This is a genomic window from Paracoccus denitrificans (genome assembly GCF_900100045.1).
Lineage (GTDB): Bacteria > Pseudomonadota > Alphaproteobacteria > Rhodobacterales > Rhodobacteraceae > Paracoccus > Paracoccus denitrificans.
In genome coordinates this window covers 19,109-29,461 of sequence record NZ_FNEA01000042.1, presented here as the reverse complement: position 1 = coordinate 29,461, position 10,353 = coordinate 19,109, and the positions used below count along the sequence as shown (strand labels likewise).

Here is a 10,353-nt window from a genome sequence, read left to right as displayed (position 1 = left end):
AAGCCGGTGGTGAACTGCGAAAACAAGGTGCTGCCGATGCCGATGATGACGGCTAGCACGAGAACCTTGATACCGCTGGAGACGACATTGCCCAGCACGCGCTCGGCCATGAAGGCGGTCTTGCCGAAAAGCCCGAAGGGGATCAGCACGAAGCCCGCGAGCGTGGTCAGCTTGAACTCGATCAGGGTGACGAAGAGCTGCACGGCGAGGATGAAGAAGGCGAGGATCACCAGCGCCCAGGCGAAGAACAGGCAGAGGATCTGGATCAGGTTCTCGAACACCGCGACCCAGCCCATCAGGTCGGAGATGGATTCCAGGAGCGGCCGTCCGGCATCGAGCCCGGTCTGGGCGACGCGGCCGGGGCGCATGAGATCGGCGGCGGTGAAGCCGGTGCCGGAGGCCATGAGCCCGAGACCGGCGAAACTGTCGAAGACGATGCGCGCGAGACTGTTCCAGTTGGTGATCAGCCAGGCGAAGACGCCGACGAAGATGGTCTTCTTCACCAGCCGGGCCAGAATATCGTCCTCGGCGCCCCAGGCCCAGAACAGGGCGGCCAGCGTCACGTCGATGACGATCAGCGTGGTGGCGATGAAGGCGACCTCGCCGCCCAGAAGACCGAAGCCGCTGTCGATATAGCTGGTGAAGACCGCCAGGAAATTGTCGATGACGCCGGATCCGCCCATGTTCCTGCTATTCCTCGCTGCTCGAGGTTGCGGCCGATTGCGCCGGCGTCCGGCCGAGAAACCGGTCGCGGGTCTCGGCCCAGATGCGCAGGCACTCGGCATCTTCCGCCGCAGCCGCGCCCATCCGCTGGCAGCGGCGCTGCCCCTCGCGCAGCGGATCTTCCGGCTGCGATTGACTCTGCCGACCGGGCAGGGGCGGCAGATCGCCGGCCCGTTCCATGCGGATCAGCGTCACGGTCATGACGATCGCCAGGAACAGGATGGCAATGAGCCGGACCATCGCCTTGCCCTCCATGATGGTGCCTCCTCGGGCTTTCAGTCGTTGAACATCCGGGCATTGCCGGGCTGGTAGCCGGCGCCGGGTGTCAGAAACCGTTCGCGCTGGATGCGGCCCTGTTCGGCCGCCGCCGAGCGCTCGGCCTCGCTCAGTGCCTCGGCCCGGCCGGTGGCGGCGAGGAGCGCGGTGAGGTCGGACAGTTGCTGCGATTGCAGGGCCAGCAACTGGTTGCCGGCCTGGCTGGCCTGCAAGGCGCCGTCAGCATTCTGGCTCTGCTCGACCAGCGCGGCCATCTCGGCCCGCTGCGCCTCGATGTTGTTGGTGACGCCGGACTGGACGCGCATGGCGTCCTGAAGCCCGCCCATGGTGTTGCTCCAGCGCGTCCGGGCATCGGCCAGCAGTTGCTGCTCGGATGTCGAGAGATCCGGCGTGCCGTATTCCCGCTCGAAAGCCTGATCGACCTCCTGCACCTCGAAGGCGATGTTCTGGGCCTCGTCGAGCAACTGCTGGGTGCGGGTGACGTTCTGCTGCAATTGCTGCAGCGAGCTATGCGGCAGGCTGGCGAGATCGCGGGCCTGGTTGATCAGCATCTGCGCCTCGTTCTGCAGCGAGGCGATCTGGTTGTTGATCTGCTCCAGCGACCTGGCGGCGGTCAGCAGGTTCTCGGCATGGTTGGTCGGGTCGTAGACGATCCGCCCAAAACCACCGAAGAAGGCATGGGCCGGTGTCGTGAGGACAGGGGCCAGCGCCAGCGGGATGGCGAGCGCGACGGCGAGTGCCGTGGTGCTGGCGATGCGGCGAACGGGGTGCGGGATAGCGGTCGTATTGCGCGTCATGGCTCGATCTCCTTGTCTGCGTTTGGTTCTGGTCCTGCTTCTGCGGGGATGGATGCTGCCTCGGCGTCGCCAGGCTCGATCTCGTCACCGGCAGGGCCGTCCTCCGGGTCGGGGAACCCGCCATCGGCGAGGTTCATCTCGCCATCAGAGAGTGCCGCTTCTGAGTTGGATTGCTTGGATGCAGGCATGCCGTCTTCCTCCGGCGCCAGATCGGCGAGGTCCGGGATCAGCCCGGCGGCCCAGTCGACGCCCCGGTCGTGCAGCCAGGCGGCCAGAAAACCCTCGCGGCCATGTTCAGACTCGATCGCCGCGATGCGCGCCTGATCGGACTTGGCCGATGCGGCGCAGAGCGCGAGGCCGATTTCCGACAGGCCCAACTCGAACAGCCGGTTGCCGCGCCGGGACTGGCAGTAATAGTCCCGCTTAGGGGTGGCCCGGGCGAGGATCTCGATCTGGCGGTCGTTCAACCCGAAACGGCGATAGATGGCGGTGATCTGCGGCTCGATGGCGCGTTCGTTCGGCAGCAAGAGCCGCGTCGGGCAGGACTCGATGATCGCCGACGCGATGGCGGAATGGTCGATGTCCGACAGCGACTGCGTGGCGAAGACGACCGAGGCGTTCTTCTTCCGGAGCGTCTTCAGCCATTCGCGCAGCTGGCCGGAAAACCCCTCGTCGTCGAGCGCCAGCCAGCCCTCGTCGATGATCAGCAGCGTCGGGCGGCCGTCCAGCCGGTCGCCGATGCGGTGGAACAGATAGGAGAGGACGGCGGGCGCCGCGCCGGTGCCGACCAGCCCCTCGATCTCGAAGGCCTGCACCGGGGCCGAGCCGAGATGTTCGGCCTCGGCGTCGAGCAGCCGGCCTGAGGGGCCGCCGATGCAATAGGGCCGCAGCGCCTGCTTCAACCCGTTCGACTGCAACAGCACCGCGAAGCCGGTGACGGAGCGCTCTCCGACCGGAGCCGAGGCCAGCGAGGTCAGTGCCGTCCAGAGATGGTCCTTGACCTCGGGGGTGACGGCGATGCCCTCCCGACGCAGGATCGCCGCAATCCAGTCCGCTGCCCAGCCACGCTCGGCGGTCTCGTGGATACGGGCCAGAGGCTGCAAGGCAACCGACGCCTCATCGCCGTCGCTCAGCCCGCCGCCGAGATCGTGCCAGTCGCCGCCCATGGCCAGCGCTGCGGCGCGGATCGAGCCGCCGAAATCGAAGGCGAAGACCTGCGCGCGCGAATAGCGGCGGAATTGCAGCGCCATTAGCGCCAGCAGCACCGATTTGCCCGCGCCTGTGGGGCCGACGACGAGGGTGTGGCCGACATCGCCGACATGCAGCGAGAAGCGGAACGGCGTCGCGCCTTCGGTCTTGCCATAGAAGAGCGGCGGCGCATCGAAATGCGCGTCCTTCGCCTCACCCGCCCAGACGGCGGACAACGGGATCATGTGCGCAAGATTCAAGGTCGAAACCGGCGGCTGGCGGACATTGGCATAGGCGTGTCCGGGCAGGCTGCCGAGCCAGGCATCGACGGCATTGACCGTCTCGATCATCGCGGTGAAGTCGCGGCCCTGAACGATCTTCTCCACCAGCCGCAGCTTCTCGTCGGCAAGGCGCGGGTCGGCATCCCAGACGGTGACCGTGGCGGTGACATAGGCCATCCCGGCAACATCGGCGCCGAGTTCCTGCAGCGCCAGATCGGCGTCGGCGGCCTTGTTCGCGGCGTCGGTGTCGACCAGCGCCGAGGGCTCGCTGGTCATCACCTCCTTGAGGATCGCGGCGATGGACTTGCGCTTGGCGAACCATTGCCGGCGGATCCGGGTCAGCAGCCGGGTCGCATCGGGTTTGTCGATCAGGATGGCGCGCGTCGACCAGCGATAGGGAAAGGCGATGCGGTTCAACTCGTCGAGAATGCCGGGCGTGGTTGCGGTGGGAAAGCCGGTGATGGTCAGCACCCGCAGATGCGCATCGCCGAGGCGCGGCTCCAGCCCGCCGGTCAGCGGCTGATCGGCGAGCAGGGCATCAAGATGCATCGGCACCTCGGGCACGCGCACGCGCTGCCGGTTGGTGGAGATCGTCGAATGCAGGTAGGTCAGGGTCTCGCCATCGTCGAGCCAGGCACATTCCGGCATGAAGCCGTCGAGCAGCGCCAGCACCCGGTCGCCGCGGTCGGTGAAGCCGCGCAGCAGCTCCCATGGGTTTACCCCGGACGTCTCGCGGCCCTCGTAGAGCCAGCTTTCGGCGCGGGCGGCTTCCTCGGCAGGGGGCAGCCAGAGCAGGGTGAGGAAATAGTCGGAGACGAAATGGCTGCCCGCCTGCTCGAAATCGGCCTTGCGCTCGGCATCGACCAGCGCCGAGGCGGCATCGGGGAAGGTGCTGTCCGGATAGGTCGCGGCCTCGGATCTTTGCGCCTCGACGAAGATGGCCCAGCCGGAGCCGAGGCGGCGAAAGGCGTTGTTGAGCCGCCCGGCGACCGCCACCAGTTCCGCAGCCACGGCGCTGTCAAGATCGGGGCCGCGAAACCGGGCGGTGCGCTGGAACGAACCGTCCTTGTTCAGCACCACGCCCGGCGTGACCAGTGCCGCCCAGGGCAGGAAATCGGCGAGGCGGGAGGCGCTGCCGCGGTATTCGGCGAGGTTCATCATGGCAGGGCTCCGTCAGACCGCGAGGTGGCCGGGGAGACGCAGATGCCGCCGCCCGACCTCGACGAAGAGCGGATCGCGTTTCGCAGCCCAGACGGTGGCGAGATGGCCAACGGCCCAGATCAGGATACCGGCCAGCCAAAGCTGCAACCCGAGGCCGACCGCGCCGGCCAGCGTGCCGTTCAGGATGGCGATGCTCCTCGGCGCGCCGCCGAGCAGGATCGGCTCGTTCAGGGCGCGATGCACCGGGACCGAAAAGCCCGGAACCTCGGAAAGCTGCTCGAAACCTGCGGACATTACACCAGCGCTCCGCCGCCGAAGCTGAAGAAGGACAGGAAGAAGGAACTGGCCGCGAAGGCGATGGAGATGCCGAAGACGATCTGGATCAGCCGACGAAAGCCGCCGCCGGTATCGCCGAAGGCCAGCGTCAACCCGGTCACGATGATGATGATCACCGCGACGATCTTCGCCACCGGCCCCTCGACGGAATCGAGGATCGATTGCAGCGGCGCCTCCCAGGGCATGGAAGAACCGGCGGCATGGGCCGCCGGAGCCATGAACAGGCTGACATAGAGTGTGGTCGCTGCCGTCGCGACGTGATGACGGATGCGCAGGGCATGACGGATCATTCGGGTTCTCCAGCTTTTTCTGCGATATACGTGTCGGTATCGGAAATGACGGAAGCGATGCGGTAGTCGCCGTCCGGGCCGAGGCCCTCGACGCGGACCAGTTCGGCCAGCCGCCGCGCGGACCCGCGTCCGGACAGAACGGCGACGATATCCACGGTCTCGGCGATCAGGGCACGGGGCACGGTGATCACGGCTTCCTGGATCAACTGTTCGAGGCGGCGCAGGGCGCCGATGCCGGATCCGGCATGGATGGTGCCGATGCCGCCCGGATGGCCGGTGCCCCAGGCTTTCAGGAGGTCGAGCGCCTCGGCGCCGCGCACCTCGCCGATGGGGATGCGGTCGGGACGCAGCCGCAGCGAGGAGCGCACCAGATCGGACAAGGTGGCGACGCCGTCCGTGGTGCGCATCGCCACCAGATTGGGCGCGGCGCATTGCAGCTCGCGGGTGTCCTCGATGATGACCACGCGATCCTGCGTCTTTGCCACCTCGGCCAGCAGCGCATTGGTCAGCGTGGTCTTGCCGGTGGAGGTGCCGCCCGAGACGAGGATATTGGCGCGGGTCGCGACTGCGAGACGCAACGCCTCGGCCTGCATCCGGGTCATGATGCCGGTGTCGACATAATCGTCGAGGTTGAAGACGGCGACGGCGGGCTTGCGGATGGCGAAGGCGGGCGCGGCGACGACCGGCGGCAGCAGCCCCTCGAAGCGTTCTCCCGTTTCCGGCAGCTCAGCCGAGACGCGGGGATTGTGCGCATGGACCTCGGCGCCGACGTGATGCGCGACCAGCCGGATGATACGCTCGCCGTCGGATGCGGACAGGACTTGGTTGGTATCGGCGAGCCCGTCGCGCAGCCGATCCACCCAGATCCGGCCGTCCGGGTTCAGCATAACCTCGACGATGTCGGGATCCCGCAAAAGGGCGGAGATGGCAGGTCCGAGCGCGGTGCGGAGCATGCGGGCACCGCGCTCCACCCTTGCCTCGATGTGGTCCGAACCTGCCATCCCGTCCCCCGTTCCTCCGGGGCGGCGAGAGATGATCCCCGGATGGGGTCGACTAAAAGAGCCTCAAAACAGGTTTGCGCAACAGCTATTCAGCTGCCGTCGTAGTGTGGCGTAGAAAGACAGGGAAACGGCGGTGTTGGCCTTTCTGCTGAACTGGCGAGATGGGGGCGTCGGACAGGCGAATCGCCTCTGGCAAGCCTGCATCTCGATCCGCCGATCTTGACATCATTCTCTCAGTAACGATATCAATGATGTCAGCTTCCGGGAGTTGAAATCGTCATGCCCGCCATCACCATTCGCAATCTGTCCGCCGAGACGCATCGGGCGCTGAAGATGCGCGCGGCGCAGCATGGGCGCAGCACCGAGGCCGAGGTGCGCGACATTCTCGAACAGGCAGCACGACCCCAGCACCGTGTGCGGCTGGGATCGCTGCTGGCCGAGATCGGCCGTGAGGCACGGATGACCAAGGAAGAGCACGCCCTGTTCGAGACCGCGATCCGGCGTGACCGGGCCCCTGCCCAACCGATCGATTTCGGCGAATGATCCTGCTTGACACGAATGTCGTCTCCGAACCGATGCGGGAGGCGCCGAATCCCGGCGTGATCGGCTGGATCGACGACCAGGCGATCGAGACGCTGCACCTCTCGGCCATCACCGTGGCGGAGGTCCGTTTCGGGATCGCAGTGCTTCCCGACGGCAAGCGCAAGGCCCGCCTGCAATCCCGTTTCGAAACCGAGATCCTGCCGCTCTTCGCCGACCGCATCCTGCCCTTCGACCTCGCGGCCTCGGAAGCCTTCGCGGCGCTGATGGCCCATGCCCGGGACAAGAGCGCGGCCATAGGCAAGGCGGACGGCTACATCGCCGCCATTGCCGCCGCCCATCGGCTGACCGTGGCCACGCGCGATACGGCACCGTTCCTGGCCGCCGGCGTCACGGTCATCGACCCGTGGGACGAGGCCGGTTAGGCCCACGGAGCGGTGTCGAACGGCCTTTTGTCACTTATCAGATCTCTGATCCAAAACGCTTCCACCTAGGGATGCAAAGAGGGCATTGCCGTCATTTGTTTCTGTGGCTAGCCTTGCCCCAGCGTGATGAGCCCGCCCGACTGACATCCGGATCATCAGTGCATTTTCCTATCATAGAGAAATTCGAGGTTGGCACATGTGTGATCATATGTTCGTCGTGACCGGCAGCCCCGGCTCCGGCAAGAGCAGCCTGATCGATGCCATGAGCAGGCGGGGCTTCCGCAGCATGCCCGAGGCCGGCCGGGCCGTCATACGGGATCAGGTCCGGATCGGCGGATCGGCCTTGCCTTGGTCGGATCGCGCGATGTTCGCCGAACTCATGCTGGGCTGGGAACTACGCTCCTACCGCGAGGCTCGGGCGATGAATGGTCCTGTCCTGATGGATCGCGGGATACCCGATGTTGTCGGCTATCTCACGCTTTGCGGCTTGCCTGTCCCGGACCATATCGAGACGGCGGCGAGACTCCACCGTTACAACAAGCAGGTTTTCCTCGCCCCTTATTGGGAAGCCATCTTCATACAGGACGCCGAGCGCAAGCAGGACCTGAAGGAGGCCAGGGCAACCGGCAGGATCATGGCTGAAACTTATGACCGGCTCGGCTACCAGCTCGTAGAGCTTCCATTGGCGGGGATTGAGGAGCGCGCCGATTTCGTAGTGGACTGTCTGAAAGCCGTTTGACCGCGCCGCCATGTCTGGCTGGCATTCATCGGCCCCGCCAGTCGCTCGCTTCCTGGCGTTTCGCTTCCTCCGCAGGTACCGCATCACGTGGCGCAATGCCCTGGTCATCAGTGGCAGGGCCGGGTTTGGCAGGATCCTCTCCTGCCCCGGCCACATCCTCCGGGATCTCTCTGAGAAAACTCTCGCCGGATTGCAGCCTGCGGCCGAGGGTTTCGACGAAGCCCTCGAAGCGCTCGCGGCCCTTGGCCTGGGCGGCGGCATAGCCCTCGGCCGGGATCGGCGGCGTGACGGTCAGCCAGAAGCGGACGAAGAGCGCCAGGGTTTCGGCGCAGAGACCGACATCGCGCTCCAGCCGCATGATCTGGCGCGACATGCGGTCGAGCCGGCGGGCGAAGGCAGCCTCGCGCCGGTCGGCATCGTCGGGCGAGAGGAAGGAGGCGACGGCGGCTTCGACGATGGCCGATCGCGAGACCTTCCTGCTGTCGGCGAGATCGGAGATTTGCCGCAGCAGGGCGGGCGGGAAATAGACGTTCAGACGCTGGCGCATGGCCGGTCTCCTTTCTGTAGGTGAATGCGGTCACATCGGGATGTCGTCGCCGGGATCCATCGAGGTCTGCCGGGCAACACCAGCCATCTTGCGGCGCAGGGCCTGGCGTTGCCGGACCGCATCCTCCTGATCGTCGCCGAGCAGATGCCTGAACTCGTCCTCCGGCGATGGTTCCTTCCTCTCGTGGACGATCTCGACATGCTCGGGCAGTTCCGGCTCGCGGCGCAGGCCGGAATTGGCCTTGTCCTGGCGCTTCGCCCTGCCCTCTTCTTTTTTGACGTCCGTTTTTTCGACCAAACCATCCGGCTTCGGCGGCGTCAGCCCGGTCCAGTCGTCCGCCCGCGCCGACGGCACAGCCTCGCGCGGATCCGGCGGGGACAGCATCCGCTCGCGGAAACGCGGATCGGTATAGTAGCGCGCCTTCCTGGCCCGGATCGGCGGGGTGCCGGCCACCATGACGATCTCGTCTTCGGGCGGCAGCTGCATCACCTCGCCCGGGGTGAGCAGCGGCCGCGCGGTCTCGGAGCGCGAGACCATGATATGCCCGAGCCAGGGCGCCAGCCGGTGCCCGGCATAGTTCTTCATCGCCTTCATCTCGGTGGCGGTGCCGAGGGCGTCCGAGACCCGCTTGGCGGTGCGCTCGTCGTTGGTGGCGAAGCTGACCCGGACATGGCAGTTGTCGAGGATCGAATTGTTGGGGCCATAGGCCTTTTCGATCTGGTTCAGCGACTGCGCGATCAGGAAAGCCTTCAGCCCATAGCCGGCCATGAAGGCCAGGGCGGATTCGAAGAAGTCCAGCCGCCCCAGCGCCGGGAATTCGTCGAGCAGCATCAGCACCCGGTGCCCGCGGTCCTTCGCATGCAGATCCTCGGTCAGCCTGCGGCCGATCTGGTTCAGCACCAGCCGGATCAGCGGCTTGGTGCGCGAGATATCCGAGGGCGGGACCACCAGGTAAAGCGTCGAGGGTTTTTCCGCCGCGATCAGATCGGCGATACGCCAGTCGCAGCGGCTGGTGACCTGGGCGACGACGGGGTCGCGATAGAGGCCGAGGAAGGACATGGCGGTGGACAGCACGCCTGAGCGTTCGTTCTCGGATTTGTTCAGCAGTTCCCGCGCGGCGCTGGCGATGACCGGATGCGGGCCGGCCTCGCCGAGATGCGGGGTCTTCATCATCGCCGCCAGCGTCGCCTCGATCGAGCGGCGCGGGTCGGAGAGGAAGGCGGCGACGCGCGCCAGGGTCTTGTCCTCCTCGGCATAGAGCACATGCAGGATGACGCCGACCAGCAGGGCGTGGCTGGTCTTTTCCCAATGGTTGCGCTTTTCCAGCGAGCCCTCGGGATCGACCAGGATATCGGCGATGTTCTGGACGTCGCGCACCTCCCATTCGCCGCGCCGCACCTCCTGCAGGGGATTGTAGGCAGCGGAGGCCGCATTGGTCGGATCAAAGAGCAATACCCGGCCATGCCTGGCCCTGAACCCTGCGGTGAGCTGCCAGTTCTCGCCCTTGATGTCGTGGACGATGGTCGAGCCCGGCCAGGTCAGCAGCGTCGGCACCACCAGCCCAACGCCCTTGCCGGAGCGCGTCGGCGCGAAGCAAAGCACATGCTCCGGCCCGTCATGGCGCAGGTAGTCCTCGCCCAGCTTGCCCAGCACCACGCCGTCGGGGCCGAGCAGCCCCGCCCGCTCGATCTCCGGCCGCGCTGCCCAACGCGCCGAGCCGTAGGTGTCGACATCGGCGGCCTCGCGGGCGCGCATCACCGACAGGGTGATGGCGACACCGATGGCGAGAAACCCGCCCGAGGCGGCGATGACGCCGCCCTCGGCAAAGATGCGCGGGGCATAGGCGTCGTAAAAGTACCACCACCAGAACAGGGCGGGCGGGTAATAGATCGGGATACCCCAGAGTTCGAACCAGGCCGGGCCGAGCTGGGGCTGGAAGCCGAGCCGCCAGGCCGCCCATTGCGTGCCCGACCAGACCGAGATCAGCACGATCAGGAAAACCACGGCGATCTGGCCCCAGAGGATCTTCGTGCCGGACATGGAAATATC

At 66.4% G+C, this 10,353-nt stretch carries 12 protein-coding genes; 3 read left to right on the top strand and 9 right to left on the bottom strand.

What is annotated here, in order from left to right; genetic code table 11:
- The 7 genes from trbL to trbB form a co-directional block, all read right to left on the bottom strand.
- The coding region (gene trbL, locus BLT64_RS23380; protein WP_074810421.1) for a P-type conjugative transfer protein TrbL at nt 1–683 on the bottom strand (683 nt) is incomplete at its 3' end.
- 7 nt (nt 684–690) lie between these two features.
- Nucleotides 691–978 (bottom strand): putative entry exclusion protein TrbK-alt, encoded by a 288-nt coding sequence (gene trbK-alt, locus BLT64_RS23375; RefSeq protein ID WP_011746501.1) that lies wholly within the window; start codon nt 976–978, stop codon nt 691–693.
- Nucleotides 979–998: 20 nt separating this feature from the next.
- Nucleotides 999–1,796 (bottom strand): P-type conjugative transfer protein TrbJ, encoded by a 798-nt coding sequence (trbJ, locus tag BLT64_RS23370; protein WP_011749465.1) that lies wholly within the window; start codon nt 1,794–1,796, stop codon nt 999–1,001.
- Nucleotides 1,793–4,426 (bottom strand): conjugal transfer protein TrbE, encoded by a 2,634-nt coding sequence (gene trbE, locus BLT64_RS23365; protein ID WP_011749464.1) that lies wholly within the window; start codon nt 4,424–4,426, stop codon nt 1,793–1,795. Before trbE ends, trbJ begins: the two co-directional genes overlap by 4 nt.
- A gap of 12 nt (nt 4,427–4,438) precedes the next feature.
- Nucleotides 4,439–4,720 carry a VirB3 family type IV secretion system protein gene (locus tag BLT64_RS23360; protein ID WP_011749463.1) on the bottom strand — a complete coding sequence of 94 codons (282 nt, stop codon included), beginning with the start codon at nt 4,718–4,720 and terminating at the stop codon, nt 4,439–4,441.
- Nucleotides 4,720–5,052: a TrbC/VirB2 family type IV secretion system protein gene (locus BLT64_RS23355; protein ID WP_011749462.1), complete on the bottom strand. Its 333-nt coding sequence runs from the start codon at nt 5,050–5,052 to the stop codon at nt 4,720–4,722. Before BLT64_RS23355 ends, BLT64_RS23360 begins: the two co-directional genes overlap by 1 nt.
- Nucleotides 5,049–6,005 (bottom strand): P-type conjugative transfer ATPase TrbB, encoded by a 957-nt coding sequence (gene trbB, locus BLT64_RS23350; protein WP_428833725.1) that lies wholly within the window; start codon nt 6,003–6,005, stop codon nt 5,049–5,051. The genes BLT64_RS23355 and trbB overlap by 4 nt, the downstream gene beginning before the upstream one ends.
- A gap of 327 nt (nt 6,006–6,332) precedes the next feature.
- Between trbB and BLT64_RS23345 the strand changes: the two genes are divergently transcribed.
- The 3 genes from BLT64_RS23345 to BLT64_RS23335 all read left to right on the top strand — a co-directional run bounded on the left by BLT64_RS23345 (nt 6,333) and on the right by BLT64_RS23335 (nt 7,757).
- Nucleotides 6,333–6,596 (top strand): FitA-like ribbon-helix-helix domain-containing protein, encoded by a 264-nt coding sequence (locus tag BLT64_RS23345; RefSeq protein WP_011749460.1) that lies wholly within the window; start codon nt 6,333–6,335, stop codon nt 6,594–6,596.
- Complete coding sequence (locus tag BLT64_RS23340; protein WP_011749459.1) at nt 6,593–7,018, top strand: type II toxin-antitoxin system VapC family toxin; 426 nt, start codon at nt 6,593–6,595, stop codon at nt 7,016–7,018. Before BLT64_RS23345 ends, BLT64_RS23340 begins: the two co-directional genes overlap by 4 nt.
- Nucleotides 7,019–7,214: 196 nt before the next feature.
- Nucleotides 7,215–7,757, top strand: coding sequence for an AAA family ATPase (locus BLT64_RS23335; RefSeq protein WP_041530330.1), 543 nt, complete (start codon nt 7,215–7,217; stop codon nt 7,755–7,757).
- Between the two features lie 25 nt (nt 7,758–7,782).
- Here the strand turns inward: BLT64_RS23335 and BLT64_RS23330 are convergent, their stop codons facing one another.
- Nucleotides 7,783–8,304 carry a ribbon-helix-helix domain-containing protein gene (locus BLT64_RS23330; protein WP_011749456.1) on the bottom strand — a complete coding sequence of 174 codons (522 nt, stop codon included), beginning with the start codon at nt 8,302–8,304 and terminating at the stop codon, nt 7,783–7,785.
- Between the two features lie 30 nt (nt 8,305–8,334).
- On the bottom strand, nt 8,335–10,344 hold the full coding sequence (locus tag BLT64_RS23325; RefSeq protein WP_011749455.1) for a conjugal transfer protein TraG: 2,010 nt from the start codon (nt 10,342–10,344) through the stop codon (nt 8,335–8,337).
- Nucleotides 10,345–10,353: the final 9 nt, after the last annotated feature.

Coding starts and splice junctions, on each gene's coding strand:
- trbK-alt (WP_011746501.1), bottom strand. CDS start 978: ATGGAGGGCAAGGCGATGGTCCGGCTCATTGCCATCCTGTTCCTGGCG.
- BLT64_RS23330 (WP_011749456.1), bottom strand. CDS start 8,304: ATGCGCCAGCGTCTGAACGTCTATTTCCCGCCCGCCCTGCTGCGGCAA.
- trbB (WP_428833725.1), bottom strand. CDS start 6,005: ATGCTCCGCACCGCGCTCGGACCTGCCATCTCCGCCCTTTTGCGGGAT.
- BLT64_RS23360 (WP_011749463.1), bottom strand. CDS start 4,720: ATGTCCGCAGGTTTCGAGCAGCTTTCCGAGGTTCCGGGCTTTTCGGTC.
- BLT64_RS23340 (WP_011749459.1), top strand. CDS start 6,593: ATGATCCTGCTTGACACGAATGTCGTCTCCGAACCGATGCGGGAGGCG.
- trbE (WP_011749464.1), bottom strand. CDS start 4,426: ATGATGAACCTCGCCGAATACCGCGGCAGCGCCTCCCGCCTCGCCGAT.
- trbJ (WP_011749465.1), bottom strand. CDS start 1,796: ATGACGCGCAATACGACCGCTATCCCGCACCCCGTTCGCCGCATCGCC.
- BLT64_RS23335 (WP_041530330.1), top strand. CDS start 7,215: ATGTGTGATCATATGTTCGTCGTGACCGGCAGCCCCGGCTCCGGCAAG.
- BLT64_RS23345 (WP_011749460.1), top strand. CDS start 6,333: ATGCCCGCCATCACCATTCGCAATCTGTCCGCCGAGACGCATCGGGCG.
- BLT64_RS23325 (WP_011749455.1), bottom strand. CDS start 10,344: ATGTCCGGCACGAAGATCCTCTGGGGCCAGATCGCCGTGGTTTTCCTG.
- BLT64_RS23355 (WP_011749462.1), bottom strand. CDS start 5,052: ATGATCCGTCATGCCCTGCGCATCCGTCATCACGTCGCGACGGCAGCG.